Annotated in this window: 23 protein-coding genes and 1 pseudogene; 10 read left to right on the top strand and 14 right to left on the bottom strand. The window is 66.5% G+C overall.

Features of this window, described 5'->3' with window-relative positions; genetic code table 11:
- Positions 1 to 637 precede the first annotated feature (637 nt).
- The 4 genes from AC1D2E_RS29540 (at position 638) to AC1D2E_RS29525 (ending at position 4,652) form a co-directional block, all read left to right on the top strand.
- On the top strand, positions 638 to 1,963 hold the full coding sequence (locus AC1D2E_RS29540) for a hypothetical protein (protein WP_478200700.1): 1,326 nt from the start codon (positions 638 to 640) through the stop codon (positions 1,961 to 1,963).
- Between the two features lie 160 nt (positions 1,964 to 2,123).
- Complete coding sequence (locus AC1D2E_RS29535) at positions 2,124 to 2,984, top strand: methionine ABC transporter ATP-binding protein (protein WP_478176563.1); 861 nt, start codon at positions 2,124 to 2,126, stop codon at positions 2,982 to 2,984.
- Positions 2,977 to 3,639, top strand: a complete 663-nt coding sequence (locus tag AC1D2E_RS29530) for a methionine ABC transporter permease (protein WP_478200699.1) — start codon at positions 2,977 to 2,979, stop codon at positions 3,637 to 3,639. The genes AC1D2E_RS29535 and AC1D2E_RS29530 overlap by 8 nt, the downstream gene beginning before the upstream one ends.
- Before the next feature lie 185 nt (positions 3,640 to 3,824).
- Positions 3,825 to 4,652, top strand: coding sequence for a MetQ/NlpA family ABC transporter substrate-binding protein (locus AC1D2E_RS29525; RefSeq protein ID WP_478200698.1), 828 nt, complete (start codon positions 3,825 to 3,827; stop codon positions 4,650 to 4,652).
- 60 nt (positions 4,653 to 4,712) lie between these two features.
- Here AC1D2E_RS29525 and AC1D2E_RS29520 read toward each other — a convergent pair whose 3' ends face one another.
- From AC1D2E_RS29520 to AC1D2E_RS29510, 3 genes are all read right to left on the bottom strand, one after another.
- Positions 4,713 to 4,964, bottom strand: coding sequence for a hypothetical protein (locus AC1D2E_RS29520; protein WP_478200697.1), 252 nt, complete (start codon positions 4,962 to 4,964; stop codon positions 4,713 to 4,715).
- A 38-nt stretch (positions 4,965 to 5,002) separates the two neighbouring features.
- Entirely contained in the window at positions 5,003 to 5,611 is a 609-nt protein-coding gene (locus tag AC1D2E_RS29515) for a hypothetical protein (protein WP_478200696.1), read from the bottom strand.
- Positions 5,612 to 5,747: 136 nt separating this feature from the next.
- Positions 5,748 to 6,005 carry a hypothetical protein gene (locus tag AC1D2E_RS29510; protein WP_478200695.1) on the bottom strand — a complete coding sequence of 86 codons (258 nt, stop codon included), beginning with the start codon at positions 6,003 to 6,005 and terminating at the stop codon, positions 5,748 to 5,750.
- Between AC1D2E_RS29510 and AC1D2E_RS29505 the strand changes: the two genes are divergently transcribed.
- Both AC1D2E_RS29505 and AC1D2E_RS29500 read left to right on the top strand, forming a co-directional pair.
- Complete coding sequence (locus tag AC1D2E_RS29505) at positions 5,995 to 6,690, top strand: aspartate/glutamate racemase family protein (protein WP_478200694.1); 696 nt, start codon at positions 5,995 to 5,997, stop codon at positions 6,688 to 6,690. The genes AC1D2E_RS29510 and AC1D2E_RS29505 overlap by 11 nt on opposite strands.
- Positions 6,691 to 6,756: 66 nt before the next feature.
- A complete protein-coding gene (locus tag AC1D2E_RS29500; protein WP_478200693.1) occupies positions 6,757 to 7,047 on the top strand; it encodes a YciI family protein in 291 nt (96 codons plus the stop codon).
- Positions 7,048 to 7,099: 52 nt separating this feature from the next.
- Here the strand turns inward: AC1D2E_RS29500 and AC1D2E_RS29495 are convergent, their stop codons facing one another.
- The 7 genes from AC1D2E_RS29495 to AC1D2E_RS29465 all read right to left on the bottom strand — a co-directional run bounded on the left by AC1D2E_RS29495 (position 7,100) and on the right by AC1D2E_RS29465 (position 12,765).
- Positions 7,100 to 7,714, bottom strand: coding sequence for an SRPBCC family protein (locus AC1D2E_RS29495; protein ID WP_478200692.1), 615 nt, complete (start codon positions 7,712 to 7,714; stop codon positions 7,100 to 7,102).
- A gap of 27 nt (positions 7,715 to 7,741) precedes the next feature.
- Positions 7,742 to 8,275 (bottom strand): tetratricopeptide repeat protein, encoded by a 534-nt coding sequence (locus AC1D2E_RS29490; protein ID WP_478200691.1) that lies wholly within the window; start codon positions 8,273 to 8,275, stop codon positions 7,742 to 7,744.
- Between the two features lie 28 nt (positions 8,276 to 8,303).
- The gene (locus AC1D2E_RS29485; protein ID WP_478200690.1) at positions 8,304 to 9,461 is read right to left on the bottom strand and encodes a TIGR03118 family protein; all 1,158 of its coding nucleotides are present in this window, start codon (positions 9,459 to 9,461) and stop codon (positions 8,304 to 8,306) included.
- Positions 9,462 to 9,550: 89 nt separating this feature from the next.
- Positions 9,551 to 10,246, bottom strand: coding sequence for a TorF family putative porin (locus AC1D2E_RS29480; RefSeq protein WP_478200689.1), 696 nt, complete (start codon positions 10,244 to 10,246; stop codon positions 9,551 to 9,553).
- Between the two features lies 1 nt (position 10,247).
- Positions 10,248 to 11,489 carry a S8 family serine peptidase gene (locus AC1D2E_RS29475; RefSeq protein ID WP_478200688.1) on the bottom strand — a complete coding sequence of 414 codons (1,242 nt, stop codon included), beginning with the start codon at positions 11,487 to 11,489 and terminating at the stop codon, positions 10,248 to 10,250.
- Positions 11,486 to 12,163: an anti-sigma factor family protein gene (locus AC1D2E_RS29470; protein WP_478200687.1), complete on the bottom strand. Its 678-nt coding sequence runs from the start codon at positions 12,161 to 12,163 to the stop codon at positions 11,486 to 11,488. Before AC1D2E_RS29470 ends, AC1D2E_RS29475 begins: the two co-directional genes overlap by 4 nt.
- Positions 12,160 to 12,765: an RNA polymerase sigma factor gene (locus tag AC1D2E_RS29465; protein WP_478200686.1), complete on the bottom strand. Its 606-nt coding sequence runs from the start codon at positions 12,763 to 12,765 to the stop codon at positions 12,160 to 12,162. The genes AC1D2E_RS29470 and AC1D2E_RS29465 overlap by 4 nt, the downstream gene beginning before the upstream one ends.
- Positions 12,766 to 12,977: 212 nt before the next feature.
- On the opposite strand from AC1D2E_RS29465, the pseudogene AC1D2E_RS29460 reads away from it, so the two are divergent.
- Positions 12,978 to 13,110, top strand: a pseudogene (locus AC1D2E_RS29460) (ferritin-like domain-containing protein); the annotation flags it as partial.
- A gap of 37 nt (positions 13,111 to 13,147) precedes the next feature.
- Here the strand turns inward: AC1D2E_RS29460 and AC1D2E_RS29455 are convergent.
- Complete coding sequence (locus tag AC1D2E_RS29455; RefSeq protein ID WP_478200685.1) at positions 13,148 to 13,675, bottom strand: cytochrome b/b6 domain-containing protein; 528 nt, start codon at positions 13,673 to 13,675, stop codon at positions 13,148 to 13,150.
- A 2-nt stretch (positions 13,676 to 13,677) separates the two neighbouring features.
- On the bottom strand, positions 13,678 to 13,959 hold the full coding sequence (locus AC1D2E_RS29450; protein ID WP_478200684.1) for a PepSY domain-containing protein: 282 nt from the start codon (positions 13,957 to 13,959) through the stop codon (positions 13,678 to 13,680).
- Here AC1D2E_RS29450 and AC1D2E_RS29445 point away from each other — a divergent pair.
- The 3 genes from AC1D2E_RS29445 (at position 13,919) to AC1D2E_RS29435 (ending at position 18,615) form a co-directional block, all read left to right on the top strand.
- On the top strand, positions 13,919 to 14,194 hold the full coding sequence (locus tag AC1D2E_RS29445) for a DUF2164 domain-containing protein (RefSeq protein WP_478176547.1): 276 nt from the start codon (positions 13,919 to 13,921) through the stop codon (positions 14,192 to 14,194). The two genes, AC1D2E_RS29450 and AC1D2E_RS29445, sit on opposite strands and share 41 nt — an antisense overlap.
- A 90-nt stretch (positions 14,195 to 14,284) precedes the next feature.
- Positions 14,285 to 17,053, top strand: a complete 2,769-nt coding sequence (locus tag AC1D2E_RS29440) for an MGH1-like glycoside hydrolase domain-containing protein (RefSeq protein ID WP_478200683.1) — start codon at positions 14,285 to 14,287, stop codon at positions 17,051 to 17,053.
- Positions 17,050 to 18,615 carry an alpha-amylase family glycosyl hydrolase gene (locus AC1D2E_RS29435; protein WP_478200682.1) on the top strand — a complete coding sequence of 522 codons (1,566 nt, stop codon included), beginning with the start codon at positions 17,050 to 17,052 and terminating at the stop codon, positions 18,613 to 18,615. Before AC1D2E_RS29440 ends, AC1D2E_RS29435 begins: the two co-directional genes overlap by 4 nt.
- A gap of 25 nt (positions 18,616 to 18,640) precedes the next feature.
- Here AC1D2E_RS29435 and AC1D2E_RS29430 read toward each other — a convergent pair whose 3' ends face one another.
- On the bottom strand, positions 18,641 to 18,928 hold the full coding sequence (locus AC1D2E_RS29430; RefSeq protein ID WP_478200681.1) for a hypothetical protein: 288 nt from the start codon (positions 18,926 to 18,928) through the stop codon (positions 18,641 to 18,643).
- Between the two features lie 203 nt (positions 18,929 to 19,131).
- Positions 19,132 to 19,691 (bottom strand): helix-turn-helix transcriptional regulator (locus AC1D2E_RS29425; protein ID WP_478200680.1); only part of this gene is annotated, 560 nt, incomplete at its 5' end.

The raw sequence follows: 19,691 nt of genomic DNA, 5'->3' as shown, positions 1-19,691 counted from the left end.
GATTATGCAGGGCACACACGAAAAAACGAAGAAACCTTGATGCATCGGCAGAAGTGGAGGGCTCCTGGGAGGGTTTGGGACCTCTTATCCAGCCTTCTCGGGAGATTAAGAGAAGAACTTCAATAAATTCAAGAGATTAAGCGCCGCCAAAATGCCAATTTCTTCAATTAAATCAACAACTTATAAGCAATCTAAGGGGGCAAGTGTCCAGGCTTTAATCGCTTGCGTCCAGCTTTTGAGCGAAGGTGTCCAGCCTTCCATCGGCATCTGTCCGGGTCGACATCGGTGCCGTCTTCCATCTTGTCCACAGCCCCGAATTCGCTCGATCTGCACCAGCTTGACGCAAGTGTCCGGGTTTTAAGCGCCTTTTCGAGGCCCGGGACACGCCAGCGAAAGGGGGTGAAAAGCCAAATGTCCGGCTTTTAATCGCGTCGGGCAGGCACCGACGAAGGCCTGTTTCGGGCAACCGTCCAGCTTTTAATCGGGTTCGCCGCGTGCCTGTCGTTCCCAAATGTCCAGGATTTGATCGGGTTCCTGTACCGATAGCGGCGCGGGCTTGTGTCCAAACATCGTTGGACATATCATCGAACTCGCAATGAGCCATCCAATCGCGGGAAATCCGGGCGAAAAGCCCCTCATGAGCCACGCCGTCGACGACGTGCTGGAGCTCAGGAAGCCGCACGAGATGATCGTGATGATGCCGCGCTCGGCCCGGGTCACCCTGACCGGCCGCCGGATCTACAGCGCGCTGCTGCAGGTAGCGCAGACGCGTCTGGTCGCCATGCCCGGCATGCCCGCGGCCGACTTCATGTTCGAGGCACCGCTGGCGGCCATCCTGCGCACCACCGGTTCCAGCGGCAGCGAGCGTACCGCGGCCAAGAAGTACCTCATCGAGATGCGCAGCCTGGAGGTCGACTGGGAGTCGACCGCCCCGGGCGACGGCGTCAAGTGGCGCGGCTTCTCGATGCTGTCCGAAGTCGCGCTGGAACTGAGGCGCGGCGAGAACTGGGTCAGCTGGTCCTATCCGCCGACCATCATGGCCGCCTTGAGGGATCCGCAGCGCTGGGCCCGGATCGACCTCGACGTGCTTGCCAAGCTGGGCTCCTACACGGCGGTGGCCCTCTACGAGATCTGTGCGCGCTATCGCGAGAACCCCAGCGGCGTCACCAGCCGCAAGCCGGTCACCTGGTGGGTCGATGCCTTGAGCAACGGCCCCGGGCCCGAACGGCGCGAATGGCGCAAGTTCAAGAACGAACGCGTCAAGGACGCGGTGGCCGAAATCAACGCCGAAACCGATCTCGAGATCGACCTGATCGAGCACAAGCAGGGCAGGGTGATCACCGAGGTCCAGTTCGCGGTGCGCAAGAAGCGCCAGGTGTTGGCACCCCGGCCGCAGGTGGGCGAACCGGTCGATGCCACGCTGGTGCTGCGCGCCGAAACGCTGGGCATTCGAGAAATCAAGCTGGAAGGCCTCCTGAAGGAGTTCGGCGACGAGCGGGTGCGCACCCAGATCGAGGTGCTCGAGCGGCGGGCCGCCAACAAGTCGCTGCGCACCATCGAGAACGCTTTTTCCTACCTTCGCTCGCTGTTGCGCAACGAGCCGGAGAGCGAAGGCGCGACCGACACTCGCGCCGCCATCCCCGCGCCTGCGGTGCCGAAGCCCGAGCCGGAGTCGGCCTCGCAGGTGGCCAATGYCGAAGGCGCGAACTGGCTGCGCGAACAGATCGAGGCGATGAAGAAGGAAGTCGCGGCACTCGAGCCGGCACAGCTCAAGCGCTGGGTCGACCAGGCCCTGCAGGACCTGGCGCGCAAGGGCGCGCTGAACGCCGTCATCAGCCGGCGCGCAGCGCAAGGCGACGTGCTGCACGGGCTCCTGGGTTCGGCCGTGGTGTACGCCTATGCCGACGCCACCTACGGACCCGACTGGAAGGTCGACCGCCAGTTGTTCGACGCCGTGCAATAGGGCCTTGCCGACGAGGCAGGGCTCTTATGCGCTGCGCATATAAGCACCTTTCGAATGCTTCGTTCCCTCCGAAGCAACGGTCCGCGACAATTGCAGGCTTTGCCGCGCCGCCGTTCCGGCCCGCCTGTTTTTCGCCAGGTGCTGCGCGACCGCTCTGTTCATGACTTCCTCTCCCCCGGCCGTGCCTGCGTCTCGGCCACCCCTGATCCGACTCGAATCGGTGCAGAAATCCTTCACTCTGCCCGGCGGCGAAGTATTCGACGCCGTGCGTTCGCTGTCGCTGGACATCCATGAAGGCGACGTGTTCGGCCTGATCGGCAAGAGCGGCGCCGGCAAGTCGACCCTGCTGCGCCTGATCAACCTGCTGGAGCGTCCCGATGCCGGCAAGGTGCGGGTCGGCGGCCGCGACCTGACCACGCTGTCGCGCCGCGAACTTCGCGACACGCGGCAGAACATCGGCATGATCTTCCAGCAGTTCAACCTGATCCAGAACGCGACCGTGGGCGACAACGTCGCCTTTCCGCTCAAGATCCATGGCCGCCATTCGCGCGAGCAGATCCGGGCCCGGGTCCGCGAATGCCTCGACCTGGTCGGCCTGGCCGAGAAGATCGACAGCTACCCGGCGCAACTCTCGGGCGGCCAGAAGCAGCGCGTGGCGATCGCCCGTGCGCTGGCGCCTCGGCCCCAGGTGCTGCTGTGCGACGAACCCACCTCGGCGCTCGACAGCGAGACCACGCGCGCGCTGCTCGAGACGCTGCGCGACATCAACGAGAAGCTCGGCGTGACGATCGTCATCGTCACCCATGAGCTGTCGGTGGTCGAGGTGCTGTGCCGCCAGGTCGCGATCCTCGAGCAGGGCCGCTTGGTGGAGCAGTTCGAGGTCGATGCACCAGCGACCGAGCGCGCCACTGTGCTGGGCCGCGAGATCGACGCCCTGGTGCGCAGGCGCGAGCGAGATGCGCGCGAAGCGCTCGAAGCCCGGGCCGCGGCATCCACGCAGAGGGAGCCGGCCCATGCCTGAGAACATCGTCGCCATCCTGCCCGAACTCGGGATCGCCATCGCCCAGACCTTCATGATGCTGGGCATCGGCCTCTCGGCCGCGCTCCTGATCGGCGGCCCGCTGGGCGTGCTGCTGTTCCTGCTCGGTCCGGGCCAGTCGCTGGAGAACAAGCCGGCCTTCCTGATCCTCAACTGGATCGTGAACACCGTGCGCTCCTTCCCCTTCATCATCCTTCTGGTGGCGCTGGTGCCCTTCACGCGCGTGATCGCGGGCACGTCGATCGGGCCCTTGGCGGCCGCGGTGCCGCTGTCGGTGGCGGCCATCCCGTACCTGGCGCGGCTGGTCGACCAGTGCTTGCGCGAGGTGCCGCGCGGCGTGATCGAGGCGGCCCATGCGATGGGCGCCTCCGAGCTGCAGATCATCTGGCGCGTGCTGATCGTCGAGGCCCGTTCGGGCCTGGTGCTGGCCTTCACCGTGCTGGCCGTGAGCTTCCTGTCGTACTCGGCGATCGCCGGCGTGGTGGGCGGCGGCGGCATCGGCGACCTCGCCATCCGCTACGGCTACTACCGCTTCCAGACCGACGTGATGGTGCTCACGGTGGCGTTGCTGGTGGTGCTGGTCCAGATCATCCAGTTCGTCGGCAACACCGCCGCGCGCCGCCTGGATAAAAGATGACCCCCGAAGCGCCTGCGGAGGCAGGCTTGGAGCCGCGGACCTCAGCCCCTCAAGGGGGCGATACCGGCGGCCCGGCGAAGCCGGTTCCGCGGTATCCCTGGCTTCGGGCTGCGCCGGTGTCTCCCATTGCGCCCTGAAGCTCGGTGCGCGTCGAATCGTTTCTTCACTGCTGTTGACTGTCTCCCATGAAAACATCTCTCGTCCGCCGTTCCGTCCTCGCTCTGTCGGTGCTCGCACTGTCGCTCGGCGGCCTCTCGCTCGAAGCCCAGGCCCAGGCCGCGGCCAAGAAGGACCTGGTGATCGGCGGCACCGCCGGCTCCAACTTCGACCAGCTCAAGGCCGGCATCGTGCCGCTGCTCGAAAAGAAGGGCTACAAGGTCAAGCTGGTCGAGTTCAACGACTACGTGCAGCCCAACCTGGCGCTGGCGCAGGGTTCGCTCGATGCCAACTTCTTCCAGCACCGGGTCTACCTGCAGAAGTTCGCGGCCGACCAGAAGCTCGACATCGTCGAACTGGTGCAGGGCCCGATCGCACCGCTGGGCATCTACGCGAGCAAGCGCAAGATGCTGGCCGAGGTCAAGGACGGCGACCGCTTCACCTTGCCCAACGACCCGAGCAACCTGGCCCGTGCGCTGGTGCTGCTGGAGCAGAACAAGCTGATCACGCTGAAGCCCGGCATCGATGCGCTGCGCGCCTCCGAGAAGGACATCGCCGAGAACCCGCGCAAGCTGAAGTTCATCCCGCTCGAGGCCGCGCAGCTGCCGCGTTCGCTGGGCGACACCGACTACGCGGTCATCACGGGCAATTTCGCGATGTCCTCGGGCCTGAAGCTGACCGAAGCCGTGGTGCTCGAGAAGACGCCCGACCACTACCTCAATGTGGTCGCGGTGAAGCGCGCCGACAAGGACACGGGCTGGGCCAAGGACATCGTCGATGCCTACCACTCGAAGGACTTCCGCACGGTGGTCGACAGCAAGTTCCCGGGCTACGCGAAGCCGACGTTCCTGCAGTAAAACGCACCTGTCGGCGCTCCAATCGAAACCGTCATTGATCGATGGAGCGGTGAGTCTGAATCATGGCCTCGCCGTCATGCCCCGTTCCAGGTCGAAGTCGATGTTCTGCCGCGGGCGGGGCGATCGCAGGATAGGCGCCAGCGTCGAGAGGCTGGCGTCGGCCACGCGCTCTTCCGATTGACAGGTGCCGAGCCAGATCGAACTGACCAGGCCCGCCAGGGCAGTGTAGAGCAAGCACCAGTCCAGGGTGCGGGAAGCGAGCTGCACCGAAGGGCGCGCGTTCGCATCGGCTCGCGCGAGTTGCGGGTGCAATGGACTGCTTGTCGGTTCGGGCGAGGGCCGCTGTGTCATCAGGGGCAAACTCCGGGTCTGGGTGTCTTGCGTTGCCGATGCAGCGGAATTCGCAGAGTGAGGCTGCGATCTCCCAGCGGCGAGGGGGCGGGGTAGACCCGTGCGCCGTACCTGGCGGCGATCGTCTGGCAGGTCAGTGCCCGCGAGGCGATCGGTCTGCCAAAGCCCTCGAAAGCGTGCGCGAGCTGCGGTCCTTCATCACCGGCATCGCGCCAGTTGATCACGGCATGATGCCCGTCGGCACGGGCCAGCACGTGCAGTGCGGTACCGCCTCGCAGCAGGCTGGCAGCCATGTCGAAGATGTGTCCGAGTAGGAGCTGGAGGTCGTCGGGCACCGCGAGCACGAAGATCGGTTGGTCTGGCAGGACGAGCTCGAGGCCGATGTTGTGGCGTTGCAGCATGGGCCCGTGGGTTCGTGACGTCAGGCCCAGCAATTGCTGCAGTTCGACGGGCTCGCCGGCGGCAGCCGGAATCCGTGGAACGGCGGCCCGATCGAGGCGTGGAGCCGGCTCCGCCGCGACCTTGCGCGCTCCGATCCTCGTCGCCAGGAACCATGTTCGGGGACTGCACAGGTACGCGATCGCATGGCCGAAGAGACCCTTGTTCATTCAGCCTCCGTGCGGGTTTCCGGACCAGGGAATTCTTGACGCATCGGACGATCGGTCTTCTCTGGGTTTCTGGCGCCTTCCCTGCAATGCGGCGTATGCGCGGCAGGAAGATCACGCGATATGTTGATGATTCGGGTCACGATTCGATGGTTGAGAAGAAGGCCTGGTGTTCTGCGGGGCGATGCGCTGCCACCGGTCGAGAGTCGGCCAAATGTGTGATGTGCGTGCCCTCTTCGCGAGGGGCCGCACGCGTCGTTTGATTTTTGGCGCTTCTCAGGCGATGGATTGCCGAAAGATCTGTAGTCAACGGCGCTGCGATGCAGCGGAAATTTCCTGTTTTGCAGGGCATCATCCCCGCTTCGACATCCGAACCCGTCATTGCAATGCGCACCATCGGCCTCATCGGCGGCATGAGCTGGGAATCCAGCAGCGAGTACTACCGCCTCATCAACCAGCAGGTGCGCGATCGCCTCGGGCCGCTGCGTTCGGCGCAGCTGCTGATGCACAGCGTCGACTTCGGCCCGATCGAGCGCGCCCAGCATGAAGGCCGCTGGGCCGATGCCGGGGCCATCCTCGAGGATGCCGCGCGCCGGCTGCATGCCGGCGGCGCGGAATGCATCGTGCTGTGCACCAACACCATGCACAAGCTGGCCGATCGCATCCAGGCCGCGACGCCGCTGCCTTTCATCCATATCGGCGATCCGGTTGGCGCCGCCGCCGCCCGCATCGGCGTACGCCGCGTGGGCCTGCTCGGCACCGCCTTCACGATGGAGCAAGGCTTCATGCAGGACCGGCTCGCGCAGCGGCACGGCCTGGAGGTGCTGGTGCCCGAGCCCGGCGAGCGCGCCGAGGTGCACCGCATCATCTATGACGAGCTGTGCGTCGGCATCGTCGACGACGCCTCGCGCGAAGCCTACCGCCGCGTGATCGCCTCGCTGCAGGGCCGCGGCGCCCAGGCCATCGTGCTGGGGTGCACCGAGATTTCGCTGCTGGTCAAGAACGCCGACAGCGCATTGCCGCTGCTGGACAGCACGGCGCTGCATGCGGCAGCCGCGGTCGACTTCTCCCTGGCAGACTAGGTCTGGCGTACAAAGGCGGTGCGCCTTTCCGGCGCAGCCATCTCCCATCAAGGAACGAAGTCCATCATGTTCATCGTCACGCTCACGTATATCCGTCCGCTCGAGGACCTCGACGCGCTCATGTCCGAGCACGTCGCCTGGCTGAAGAAGCACTACGAGAGCGGCCTCTTCATTGCATCAGGACGGCAGGTGCCTCGCAAGGGCGGCGTGATACTCGCACGCTCCGGCAATCGCCGGGAACTCGAGGCCATCCTCGAGGAGGACCCGTTTGCAAAGAGCGGATGCGCCCGCTTCGACGTTGTCGAATTCACGCCCAGCATGACCGCGCCGGGTGCCGAAGTGCTGAAGGAAATCTAGCGGCAGGCAGTGCCTGCGGCGATCTCTCTGCGTCGTCATCGTCGACGACGACTCACTCGACGGGTTGCTCCTTCTCCGCATCGCGACGCACGATCTCCTTGACCATCGCGCTGAACTGTGTGGCGAGCACATTGCGCACCACCAGCTTGCCGATAACCGGCGGGATCGCGAAGTCAGGCACCAGGCGACCTGAGTAGCTCAGGCGCACGGTGCCCGCGGGCAGGCTCTCGAGCGTGTAACGGCCCTCCATCTCCCTGAGGTTTCCGCCGACAGCGCGCGCCGTCACCCGCCGCTGCGGGGACTCGACAACCGCCAGCTCCGCCTGCACCGGCTGCCTGAAGACCAGGAAGCTGAACTCTCCCGTCTGCTCGATCAGGAACCGGTCGGCATCGCGCTGCACCACGCGGGAACTGCGCATGTAGGGAATGAATTCGGCAAGGTGGTCGTAGTCGGTGATGACCTTCCAGGCCGTGCGCGGGTCCACCCGCATCTCGGCGGACGCCGTCACGGTGATGGACTCGCCCTGGCCATCGGTCTTGATCTCGACCTGCTGCGCGCCCGCGGCGGCCTGGATGTACAGCACCCCGGCAAGCACCTGGGCCACCGCGGCCGCGCGCGGAGTCAGTGCGTGCGCCAACGGCGTTGCGTTTCTCGGGGTGAGCGCCATGGCAGCCTGGCCCAGGCGGTGAAGCCGCTACGACCCCGACTTCGCGTGTTGGCTCCGGTACTTCGTGATCTCCGCTTTCAGGTCGGTGTACGGTTCGCATGGAAAGAAGCAGAGCGAATCAAGCACCTTCAGTTCCTTCTCGGCCCGCGCGAGATCGCCCATCTGCAGATAGGCTTCGCCGAGATACTCGTGCGCGCCCAGGTGCTTTGGATTGATCGTCAGCGCCTTGTCATAGTCGCTCAGTGCGGCATCCAGGTTGCCCAGCTTGCGGTGCGCGTGGCCGAGTTCGTTCCAGGCGTCGGCGTCGCCGGGGCTGCGCAGGACGTAGACGGTCATGTGCGCCAGGACTTGCTGCCAGTCCTCCTTGCGGACCGCCGCCATGCCCGCCCTGAAGTCGCGATCCGGATTGTTGGCCATCTCCCCGCCACCGCCACCGCCCCCACCGCCGCCGCCACCGCCACCGCCACCGCCACCACCGCCGCCGCCGCCACCAGCCGCCAGCGCGGACAGACTGAAGGCCAGCGACATGCCGGAAATGAACACAACAATTGCGCGTTTCATGGTTGGTTTCTCCTTCACGGACAGGGCCTCAGCGGTTGTCGATGCGCCCGTAGACGCCATGAATTCCTCCGCCGGGCCCCGCGGCAAAGAAAAGCGTGCTTTCAGGCTGGCTGTTCAAGCCATTTCCGAACGCGATACCGCGCAAGCCGTCGATCACGATCGGGTGCCCGTCCGCCATGGAGAGTGTGCCCATCGGTGCCCCGGTCGTCGAGTCGAACGCGTGGACAACCCCGTCCCCGGTATTGGCGACGAGCAAGGCGTTGCTGAAGACGCCGAAGTTGGCGGGCGCCATCGCCATTCCCCATGGCGCGTTGAGCGCACCGCCGACCGGAACGAGCCGCTTGACGAGGTGTCCCGTGGTGTCGAAGGCATCGACGGCGCCCTGGCCGGCGCCCGCAGCCTCGTTGCGCGCCAGCGCGTCCTGCCTGGCGTAGCTGACATAGATCAGTCCGCCGATCGCCTGGAGCCCGAACGGCGCGTAGCCGGATGGCATGGCCGAATCGACGAAGCTGCCCGCGACGCCGATCTTGGTGAAGTTCGAGTCGAACACGTCGGCCTTCGCATGGTGAAAATCTGCTGCGTACAGAAAATCCGATGTGCCTTGGCTGGCGAGCGCCAGGCCCGTGTAGACCGTACCCGCGGCTGCGTCGTCGAAGACCGTGACCGCATGGGTCATGTCGACGTCGGGCGACCAGCCCGACAACGTGCCTGACTGGCCGGCGAAGATGAAGGCGCTGGCACCGGACATGCCGTTTGCCGTGACCATGAAGTCCTGATGGCCATTGAAGACGATGCCGCTCGGCATGGCGCTGCCGGCAGTGCCGGGCGGAAGCGCCACCACCAGCGATTGCGGCACGCCGTTGCCGTCGTAGAGCGTCGAGCTCGAGGTACCGTTGTTCGCCACCCAGACAAACCCCCTCGGGTTGAAGGCCACGCCCCAGCCCTTGAGCAGATGCGGGTCCGTGTTGGAGCTTCCATACGGATTGCCGGTTGCGGGGAGATCGGAAACGAGGTTGGTCGCGACATAGCGCATGCCGGTGACGGCGCCGGTGCCCGTCACAGGCATGCCGGTGACATAGCCGGCGCTGGTTCCAGCGCTCGTCACGGGCATGCCGTGGGAGCCTCCACCGCCGCCGCAGGCGGCCAACACAAACACAAACGCGCCTGCGCAGGCGAGCCCGTACAACTTCAGGCGATAGGCGCTCATTTGCATCTCCTTTCGGTCCGGGGTCGGTGTATTCCGCACCGAGGCCAAAAGGTTCATTCGCCGGCGATTCAGAAGGCCAGCGAGGCGCTCAGCACCAGCGCGCTACTCGACCCGCGTCCATAGGCGGCCGGGTAGATGCCGCTGCGACCGCCGGCGACCCAGTCGAGCCGCACCTCCCACGCGTCGCGCGCGACGGCCAGCCCCAGGCTCCCGTCCAGGGTCAGGCGCGCGCCTTCGGCGGCAACGCCGCCGACTCGCATCAGGGCGCCCACGTGGGCCGTCGCGCGTGTCATCGGCGAGAGCGGCAGCCCGGCGTTGAAATCGCCATAGGCCGTGCGCGCGCCGCTGCCGAAATAGTCGGGCGAGTAATGCAGCCGCAGGTTCCATCGTTCGCCGCTCAGGCCAGCGAACCCCTCGTAGAAGTCGTAGTGCGAGTCGACGCTGAAGTGAACGGCGGTCGCACCCGCTTCCCAGCCGAGGCGATCGGACAGCCGGCCCGCGTACCCCGCGTAGCCGAGCACTTGCAGCTGTTGCCGGTTGTAGGGACCCAGCGCCACGCCCGTGAGCGATGCGCCGCCATACCAGCCGCTCGGATCGTCGTGGGTGACGCTCAGGCCGAGCGTGGGCCGTTCGTCGCTGAGGGAAACGCCGCGGTAGAGATAGTTCGAAAAGAACGCGACGCTCCCGCCGGTCTGTGCGGACGCGACGCAGCAGACAAGGCACAGCAAGGGGTAGAGCGCGGCACGCAGACCGGCGCTCGGCATGTCACTGACGAAGGTTGAGGGGTGTCGTGGAGCGCGTCACGGTGCGGACGCAGGCGCCAGGGCCTGCGACGCGTGCCAGTGTGGCACAAGCATCGATTCCTCCGCCGGGAAAAGAAACGACGCTGGCGATGGAGGGCGGCACGGCATGTGCCGGCAAGCGCTCGCGCAACAGGGCGAACAGCCCCGTCACATGGGCTGCGGCATAGGACGAGCCCGACACGAGGTTCCAGCGGGCACCGGGCAGGGTGGTCGGCACATCGCGCCCCGGAGCGACCAAGGCAGCCGGCAAGGCCGGCTCGCCGGTGTCGTCGGCGACGGCCACGACGCCGGCATGCGAGGCCGGAAACCCGCCATCCGGCAGGTTTCGATCGACGGCGCCGATGACGCTGATGCGGCGCGAGAGCGCGACGTCCAGCAGTCGGTCGAGCAGGCGATCGGGCGGGCCGCTGAGACTCAGGTTGATGATGTCCGCGTCGTGCGTGATGGCGAAGTGCAGGGCCATGGCAAGGCTCAGGCTCGTGCACAAGGTGGCCTGGCTGCTCTCCTGCCAGCAGGCGCGCAGCGCAAGCAGGCGCGCGTTCGGTGCCACGCCCACCATGCCGACGCCGTTGTCGGCGCGCGCGGCGATGATGCCGGCGACCGCGGTACCGTGGTCCTCGGGGAGTTCGCCCCGGCCGTCGACAAAGTTCTCCTTCAACGCCACCTGGCCCTCGAGGTCCGGGTGGTGCTCGTCGACCCGGCTGTCGACCACGGCGACCCGCACGCCGCGGCCGGTGGAGATCTCATGCAGATCCATGAGGTGCCAGGCCTGCGCCGGTGGCTGCAGCGGGTACAGCGGGTCGTCATGGCCTCGCGTTCGATAGACGTTCATGGGCTGGGCCCACTCGACGCGCGGATCGCGCGACAACGCCTGCGCCACGCGGTCGGGCGGCTGGTCGCCCGGCACGGCCAGCACGAAGCAGTCGACGGCCAGCAGCGGAAGCGCCCAGTCCGTGACCAGCGTCAACCCGTGTTCGCGTGCCAGCGCGGCAGCCACACGGCGCCGTGCGCCGTGGGCGGGGCCGTCGCCGTAGCCGCCCGAATAGGCGCTTTCGGGTCGAAAGTGCTCCGGCGGCAGGCGCAACAACAGCAGCACCTGCTGGCTGGCGGCGGTCGATGCGGCGCTCGGATCGGGCGGCGCGGCGCGGGCCAGCGGCTGGACCGCGGCGAGAGCGAACAGCCAGGCGACCAGAAGCCACTTCATGGCGCCGCCCGACCGTCGAGCGATTCGACCAGCAACACGGCGCTTTCCTTGCGCAGTTGCTGCACCGCCGCGGTTTCGAGGCCGGCCGGCACGGCCAGCAGATAAGCATCGGTGGTGGTCGGTCCGTAGACCAGCCGGGCCTTGCTGTCGCGCAGCACCCGCCGCATTTCCTGCTCGGTGGCCTCGGGCCGGAACCTCACGATCAGGTTGCCGCTGTCGGCGGTGGCAGTCGGTGCCGCCGGCCCGCCAAGTGCGCGGAAGGGCTGTTCGGGAGGAAGCGGCAGCAGCAGCAAGCCGCCCAGGGTCGCGACCAGAACGCACTGCGCCAGCAAGGCCCAGCGAGTCCAGGGTGCGCATTCGCGCCAGCGCTGCCTCAGCCGCGCCGCGACGCCGTCGCGTTGCCGCGGTGCCGCGCCGACGCCGACGACGATCCGCTCGCGCAAGGACGCGAACCCCTGGTCGACGTCGCCCGGGACGTCGATGTCCCCGTTCGAACAGGCGGCCTGAAGCTTTCGTTCCCAGGCCAGCTCGGCCTGGCAGCGCGGGCAGTCGGCAATGTGGGCCTCGACGCGGGCGCGATTCTCGGCATCGAGACGCGCGCCGACGTACCACGGCAGCAACGCCTGCACCTCCTGATGCATGTCGGTGCCGAGATGGACCACCCGCCCGCTCACGGCCAATCCTCCAGCCGCTCGGCCAGCAAGGTCTTCAGCCTGCGCCGTGCGTGGAACATGCGCGTCTTCACGGTGTCGACCGGACAGCCGATGATGTCGCCGATCTCGCGATAGCCCATGCCATGGAAGTAGGTCAGGTGGACGACCGCGCGCTGTTCGAGCGAGAGCTGGTCCAGGGCTTGCGCCAGCACCGCGCGGATTTGCGACTGCGCCGCGCGATATTCAGGACCGGACTCCGACGGCGCGGGTTGATCGTCGTTGCACTCGGCTTGCACGGGCTCGTCCAGGCGGCTCAGCGCCTTGATGGCCTTTCGATAGGCGATGGCGAAAATCCAGGTCGATACCTTGCAGCGGCCGTTGTAGGTCCCGGCCCGGTTCCAGACGACCAGCATCGTGTCGTTGAGCACTTCTCCGACGAGTCCGGGCCGCCGTGTCACGCGGTCCAGGAAACGCGTGAGCCGCGGGTGGTAGGCGCGGTACAACTGCTCGAACGCCTGCAACTCGCCGTTCGCGGCCCGGCCCACCAGGCGTGCCTCGGCACTTTCGGCCAACGGCGGCCCCTCGGCCTGTCGCCGGACGGCGTCGCGGGGATGGGGCGGCATAGGCGGCTCTTGATGTGCGGCTCTCAGAGACTTTACTCCCAGGTTTGAGGTGGGCTGCGGCGGCCTGCCTCCAGGCGGGTTGAAGATGGACCCGGAAGGCACTTGCCGAACACCCCGTTCATTCCCGGAAACGGGCGTTCGGTTCAATAACCCCACGAGCTCGTCGGCAAAGGCGGATGCAGCATCCGCCTGGCACGTGCGGTGGGAAGGCTGCCGGACCTCTGTTCGGCAACCGCGAGTTGGTCAAGGCGGCGGCGAGCATCCCTCGGCGACGAGGCCATGCACTGGGCGGTGTTGCGGCAGGCGGTGGGCGAAGCGCCGGTTCCTGCGGCCTTCGTATCGTGAAGAAGCTCCGGCTGGCGGCGGCCGGCCTGCTGCGAAGTCACCTTCGCTTCCGTCCGGTCACCATCGTCGCCGGGAGATTCTCCCGCCACCGCCAGCTCATCACGCCCACTGCAAGCACGTGAACAATGGCAGCGACCATCAGGGCATTGGCAAGCCATGCATGGATCGCTTGCGCGCGCTCGTCGCCCCAGAAGGCGTCCAGATGGCTCATCCATCCGGTGAGTCCCAAGAGAGCCACGAGCGACCAGAGCAGCCACACCATCCACAGTCCCAGAGGATCGTGGCCCATGCAGCGTGGCGCGCGAGAGCGGACAAAGACCACGGTCGAAGCGATGGAGGGCCGCATCGCAGCGAGGCTGGCGTGCCCCCTTGAAAGCCATCCCCATAGCAAACGCGTCGCGACTGCGCCAAGGGCGACGTAGCCAACCGCGCGATGCGCGGGTCCGCCATCGTCTTGGAGGGAGCAATAGATCACGGTCCCTGCCAGCATCCAGTGCTGAAGGCGCACCGCGGCGTCCCAGACCAGCACGCCTTCTGCGCAACGCCTCTCACCGGAGGTCGGCATGGCTACTTTTCGATCTCGCTCTTGACGGGTTCCAGCGTTTTCGCGTCGTAGTAGATCTCGACCTTCTTGCCTGCAGCGTTCTTGCCATAGAGCTCATAGCAGTTCCCATCGACCTTGAACTTGGTGATGGTGTAGCCCTGCGCCGCGATCCTGGCCCGGGCCACACAGGGGGCAAGGCGCTCACTAGAGCAGGGCAGAATCGGCCCGGACACTCTGAGCGCAAATCTGGAGGAGGACGCCGCCATGACCATCGAACTGAGCAAGGAAGCCCGGAAGGAGGCCATCGCCTCCATCGAGAGGTACTTCCGAGAAAACATGGACGAACCCATCGGCAATATCGCCGCGGGCGCTCTCCTTGGTTTCTTCCTGGAAGAAGTCGGGCCAGTGATCTACAACCGGGCCGTGTCTGAAGTGCAGGAGCGACTCCAGGCCAGGGTCTCGGAGCTGGACATCGAGGTCCACGAGGAGGAGTTTCAGTACTGGCGCAAGTACGATCGCAAGGGGCGGGAACGGAAGTGAAGGCGGGCGGGTTCCGGTGAGGTTCTTGCCATTGCGATTCGGGCGGGACACACTGGCCGCCTGAAGGCAGCGATCTCAAGGAGAACTCCCATGAGCACCGAGGCAGCGGAGAAGCGCCGGCTGGAAGAAGCGCATGCGAACCGGGCGGCCTGGAAGAAGTGGGGGCCCTACCTCAGCGAGCGGCAATGGGGAACCGTGCGCGAGGACTACAGCGACAACGGCGATGCCTGGAACTACTTCACCCACGACCAGGCCCGCTCGCGCGCCTACCGCTGGGGCGAAGACGGGCTGGGAGGTATCAGCGACGACCATCAGGTGCTGTGCTTCGCCCTGGCGCTGTGGAACGGGCGAGACCCTATCCTGAAGGAGCGCGCCTTCGGCCTGGCCAACGGCGAAGGCAATCATGGCGAGGACGTCAAGGAGTACTACTTCTATCTCGACTCGACGCCGACGCACTCGTACATGAAATACCTGTACAAGTACCCGCAGGCGGCCTACCCGTACGAGGACCTCGTCGCCACCAACCGCAGCCGCGGCAAGCACGAGGCCGAGTACGAACTGCTGGACACCGGCGTCTTCGACGACGACCGCTACTTCGACGTCTTCGTCGAGTATGCGAAGGCCGCGCCCGACGACGTGCTGGTACGGATCACAGTCTTCAACAGAGGTCCGGAAGCGGCGTCCCTGCACCTGCTGCCGACGTTGTGGTTCCGAAACACGTGGTCGCAGCCGGGTGGCGGCTCCAAGCCGATCCTCGAGCGCGTGGGTTCCACCGGGGCTTCGACCGTCCGCGCCCGTCATACCGATCCGCTGTTCCTGGAATCGCTGGGCGACTACGACCTGCATTGCGACGCCGACGTGCCGTTGCTCTTCACCGAGAACGAAACCAACAACGCTCGGCTGTTCGGCGGGACCAACTCCTCGGCCTGCGTGAAGGACGGCATCCACAACTTCATCGTCCACGGCGACACGGGTGCGATCAATCCGGCGCAGCAGGGCACCAAGGTGGCCGCGCACTACCAGATCGACGTCGCTGCCGAGCAGCCGCGGGTGGTCCGGCTGCGCTTGAAGGCCTGCGAGACCGGCGCCCCGGCCAGCCCCTTCGAGGACTTCGATGCCGTGTTCRCGGCCCGGCTCCAGGAGGCCGATGCGTTCTACGCCTCGGTGACGCCGCCCGCTGTTCGCAATGACCCGGACCGCGCCACCGTGATGCGCCAGGCGCTGGCCGGCATGCTGTGGACCAAGCAGTACTTCTACTACGACCTCGACCTCTGGCTCGAAGAGCACGGCGCGGGCAGCCAGCTGCCGCTGTCGGAGCGCCGGCGGGTGCGCAACATCGAGTGGGCGCACATGTTCAACGACGACATCATCTCGATGCCCGACAAATGGGAGTACCCCTGGTACGCCGCGTGGGACCTTGCCTTTCACATGATCCCGCTCGGCATGGTCGACCCCGAGTTTGCCAAGCAGCAGCTCGACCTGATGCTGCGCAACGACTACCTCCATCCGAACGGCCAGCTCCCCGCCTACGAGTGGAACTTCGGCGACGTCAATCCGCCGGTGCACGCCTGGGCGACGATGCAGCTGTTCCTGGTCGACAAGGAGCGCCGCGGCGACGGCGGCGACATCGAGTTCCTCAAGTACGCGTTCTCCAAGCTGCTGGTCAACTTCACCTGGTGGGTCAACCGCAAGGACCGCACCGGCGCCAACGTCTTCGAAGGCGGCTTTCTCGGGCTCGACAACATCGGCGTCTTCGACCGCTCGTCGCCGCTGCCCACGGGCGGCTACCTGGACCAGGCCGACGGCACCGCGTGGATGGTGTTCTTCAGCCAGCAGATGYTGCGCATCGCGGTCGAACTGGCGCTGCAGGAGCCCTTGTACGAGGAGTTCGTCGAGAAATTCTTCCAGCACACGCTGTTCATCGCCGGCGCGATGGACCGCATGGGCGAGCGGCACGACGAGATGTGGGACGAGGAGGACGGCTTCTTCTACGACGTGCTGCGTCTGCCGGACGGCAGGGCCACGCGGCTGAAGGTGCGTTCCATCGTCGGCCTGCTGCCGCTCGCCGCGGTGGCCGTCTTCGAAGAGGACATCCTCGAGAAGCTGCCGAAGTTCCGCGAGCGTGCGGGGCCGTTCCTGGCGCGCCATCCCGAACTGGCGGCCGGCATGCATCTGCCCCAGGAGCCCGGGGTCTGCAATCGGCGGATGCTGGCGATCGTCGACGAGCGGAAGCTGCGCCGCATCCTCGCGCGCATGCTGGACGAGAGCGAGTTCTTCGGCCCGCATGGCATTCGGGCGCTGTCGCGCAGCCACCTGGAGCATCCCTACGTCTTCGAGCACGCGGGTCAGTCGTACCGGGTGGCGTACGTGCCGGGCGACTCCGACTCGGGCATGTTCGGCGGCAACTCCAACTGGCGCGGGCCGGTCTGGATGCCGATCAACTTTCTGCTGTACACCTCGCTGCTGCGCCTGTATGCCTATTTCGGCGAGGACTTCAAGGTCGAATGCCCGACCGGCTCGGGGCAGATGAGGACGCTGCTCGAAGTGGCGAAGGAACTGGGCGAGCGCCTGAGCCGGATCTTCCTGCGCGGCAGCGACGGCGCTCGGCCGGCTTACGGCTCGGCGCGGAAGTTCCGCGACGACCCCCACTGGCGCGACCTGGTGCAGTTCCATGAGTACTTCCATGGCGACACCGGCGCCGGGATCGGCGCCAGCCACCAGACCGGGTGGACCGGTTGCGTGGCGCGGATCATCCAGATCAACGCCGTGCTGACGAAGGATCTGCTGCTCATGCCGGGCGCGGAGGCCGCGGCGGCGCGGGCGTTGCACGGTGTTCGCAGGGGCCCGGATTCGGGTTGACGAAGAGTCTCGCGCAGGAGGTTGCCGAGAAGCGCATCCGGGTCGACGCCGTTGCGCCTGAGACAGAGGGGATGATCGCCGTGCAAGGACTTCGTTATCCAGCGCTCTACCAGCTCAACACCCGTGTCGGCTTGACGGCACTGTCGCGGTCGCTGGGCCGCGCGGCCACGCTGGACGACATGGCCGACGCCGAACTGGATCGCCTGGCCGAGATGGGCTTCGACTGGCTGTGGCTGCTGAGTGTCTGGCAGACGGGGGAAGCCGCGCAGCGCATCTCGCGCAGCCATCCGTCGTGGCGGCGCGAGTTCGAGCAAACGCTGCCCGACCTTCGCGAGGCGGACATTGCGGGTTCGGGCTTTGCGATCACGGACTACCGCGTGCACCGCGCCCTGGGCGGTGATGCGGCACTGGCGCGGCTGCGTGAGCGCATGCGCCAGCGAGGGCTTCGCCTGATGCTCGACTTCGTGCCGAACCACATGGCCCTCGATCATCGCTGGACCGACGAGCATCCGGACTACTTCGTCCATGCCAGCGAGGACGACCTGGCGCGTGCGCCCCAGAACCATTGCCGCCTGGCGACGAGGAACGGGCCTTTGTTGCTCGCCCACGGACGGGACCCGTACTTCGACGGCTGGCCCGACACGCTGCAGCTCGACTACGGCAACGCCAATTTGCAGGCGTCGATGATCGGCGAGCTCGAACGCATCGCCGGCCAATGCGACGGCGTGCGCTGCGACATGGCCATGCTGGTCGTGCCCGAGGTGTTCGAGCGCACCTGGGGCATCCGGGTCGATCCGTTCTGGTCGAAAGCGATCGAGGCGGTGCGACGCTCGCATCCCGGCTTCCTGTTCATGGCGGAGGTCTACTGGGACATGGAATGGACATTGCAGCAGCAGGGCTTCGACTACACCTACGACAAGCGACTGTACGACCGCCTGCACGAACAGCGCGCCCGCCCCGTGCGCGAACACCTGTGCGCGGACTTGGCCTACCAGGACAAGCTCGCGCGCTTTCTGGAGAACCACGACGAGCCGCGAGCGGCAGCCGCCTTCGCGCCCGAAGTCCACGCCGCCGCGGCCGTGCTGACCTATTTTTCACCGGGCCTGCGCTTCTTCCACCAAGGGCAATTCGAAGGCCGGCGCATACGAATTTCTCCGCACCTGGTTCGTGGGCCGGATGAACCCGTGGACGACATGCTCGAACGGTTCTATGGCCGGGTTCTCGACGTGCTGCGCCTGCCGACGCTGGGCGACGGCCATTGGTCCTTGCTGGACTGCATCCCGGCCTGGGACGGCAACGGCAGTTGGGACAACTTCATGGCCTATGCCTGGGAAGGTGCCGCCCCCGAATGGTTGCTGGTGGCCGTGAATTACTCGCCGCAGCCGTCCCAGTGCTTCGTGCGTGTTCCTGTTGCGCAGATGACGGGGCGCATCCTGCGGCTGCGGGATCTGCTCGGCCCGGCTGTCTACGATCGCCCGGGCGACGACCTGCTCGCCCGGGGCCTGTTCCTGGACCTGCCGCCCTGGGGTCACCACGTCTTCGAGGTGCAATGGCTTGCCTGATGCGATAGCGGACTCCGCGGGTCGTTCACCCGGCCTGCGCGCCGGCCATCGTTTCGATCGCTTCGAAATCCCGCGTTTCCAGCAGCACCGGCCGGTGAGATGCCTCGCGGTAGCGATCGAGGGCGCGGGCGTCGATGGTCGCCGCATGCGCCTTGTAGGCCGCCACCAGGGTGTCGCCCCCGCCGCTCGCGCCGAACAGGTCGCGCAGCGGATCTTCCGAGATTTCGGCGACGATCCTGTCGCCTCCAGGGCCTTCCGGGTAGATCGCGAACCGCACGGTGGCGGTGTCGAAACAGTAGATTGCCTCGGTCATTTCCTTTGCCTCCGCTCTCGGCGCAGGCCCGCGAAGCGAGTGCTTGGCACGCCTGCGCATGCCTCCACATGATCCGCGCCCGCGCCTCGAAGGTCCAACGGAACCTCTGCGGCCAGTGCGGGCTTTTTCCTGCGGCGCCGCGCACAAGGGGCGATGCACGCGCGAGTCGGCCTTGCGAGGTGCGGCGACCCGGTCGCCCGAATTCAAGCGCTTGTTGAAGGATGTGGGCGGTACGCGGGTGGCGGAGCCACCGTCGGCAGGAAGTCCGGCATTGAAGACGAAGTAGCGACGCCTTGGCTTTGCCGGTAGTCCGCCGGTGTCTTCCCGGTCCAGCGCTTGAAGGCGCGGAAGAAGGAATTCGGGTCCGCGAAACCCAGCAGGTAGGCAATCTCGGTCAGGCTCGCGCGGCCCGCCGCCAGGTAGCGCCGCGCCATCTCCAGCCGGGCCTCGTCAAGCAGCGCGCTGAACCGCAGCCCCTCGCGCGCCAGCCGGCGCTGTAGTGTGCGCTGGCTCACGCACAGCACGCCGGCCACCTGCTCGATGTTCGGCACGTCGCCGTGCAGCAACTGCCGCAGCGCTCCCCGTACCGCATGCGCCGTGTCGTGGGACGAGCAGTAGGCCACCAGGTCGCGCTCCGCCGCGTCTTCGAACAGGGCAGCGACGCCCGGGTTGGCGCTGACCAGGGGCAGCTCCAGGTCGCTGYGGCGGAAGACGATCGAATCGTGCGGCTGCCGGAACAGCACCGGGCAGCCGAACACCTCGG

This window comes from Variovorax sp. P1_H2 (genome assembly GCF_056405295.1).
Note: the sequence above shows the minus strand (reverse complement) of the source record. Positions and strands in the feature narration are given on the sequence as shown.

Excerpts from the sequence above, each read along its gene's own strand:
- AC1D2E_RS29530 (WP_478200699.1), top strand. The coding sequence starts at position 2,977 with ATGCCTGAGAACATCGTCGCCATCCTGCCCGAACTCGGGATCGCCATC.
- AC1D2E_RS29450 (WP_478200684.1), bottom strand. The coding sequence starts at position 13,959 with ATGGCCTCCTTCCGGGCTTCCTTGCTCAGTTCGATGGTCATGGCGGCG.
- AC1D2E_RS29495 (WP_478200692.1), bottom strand. The coding sequence starts at position 7,714 with ATGGCGCTCACCCCGAGAAACGCAACGCCGTTGGCGCACGCACTGACT.
- AC1D2E_RS29525 (WP_478200698.1), top strand. The coding sequence starts at position 3,825 with ATGAAAACATCTCTCGTCCGCCGTTCCGTCCTCGCTCTGTCGGTGCTC.
- AC1D2E_RS29500 (WP_478200693.1), top strand. The coding sequence starts at position 6,757 with ATGTTCATCGTCACGCTCACGTATATCCGTCCGCTCGAGGACCTCGAC.
- AC1D2E_RS29515 (WP_478200696.1), bottom strand. The coding sequence starts at position 5,611 with ATGAACAAGGGTCTCTTCGGCCATGCGATCGCGTACCTGTGCAGTCCC.
- AC1D2E_RS29475 (WP_478200688.1), bottom strand. The coding sequence starts at position 11,489 with ATGAAGTGGCTTCTGGTCGCCTGGCTGTTCGCTCTCGCCGCGGTCCAG.
- AC1D2E_RS29535 (WP_478176563.1), top strand. The coding sequence starts at position 2,124 with ATGACTTCCTCTCCCCCGGCCGTGCCTGCGTCTCGGCCACCCCTGATC.
- AC1D2E_RS29510 (WP_478200695.1), bottom strand. The coding sequence starts at position 6,005 with ATGGTGCGCATTGCAATGACGGGTTCGGATGTCGAAGCGGGGATGATG.
- AC1D2E_RS29490 (WP_478200691.1), bottom strand. The coding sequence starts at position 8,275 with ATGAAACGCGCAATTGTTGTGTTCATTTCCGGCATGTCGCTGGCCTTC.
- AC1D2E_RS29430 (WP_478200681.1), bottom strand. The coding sequence starts at position 18,928 with ATGACCGAGGCAATCTACTGTTTCGACACCGCCACCGTGCGGTTCGCG.
- AC1D2E_RS29480 (WP_478200689.1), bottom strand. The coding sequence starts at position 10,246 with ATGCCGAGCGCCGGTCTGCGTGCCGCGCTCTACCCCTTGCTGTGCCTT.
- AC1D2E_RS29505 (WP_478200694.1), top strand. The coding sequence starts at position 5,995 with ATGCGCACCATCGGCCTCATCGGCGGCATGAGCTGGGAATCCAGCAGC.
- AC1D2E_RS29455 (WP_478200685.1), bottom strand. The coding sequence starts at position 13,675 with ATGCCGACCTCCGGTGAGAGGCGTTGCGCAGAAGGCGTGCTGGTCTGG.
- AC1D2E_RS29445 (WP_478176547.1), top strand. The coding sequence starts at position 13,919 with ATGACCATCGAACTGAGCAAGGAAGCCCGGAAGGAGGCCATCGCCTCC.
- AC1D2E_RS29465 (WP_478200686.1), bottom strand. The coding sequence starts at position 12,765 with ATGCCGCCCCATCCCCGCGACGCCGTCCGGCGACAGGCCGAGGGGCCG.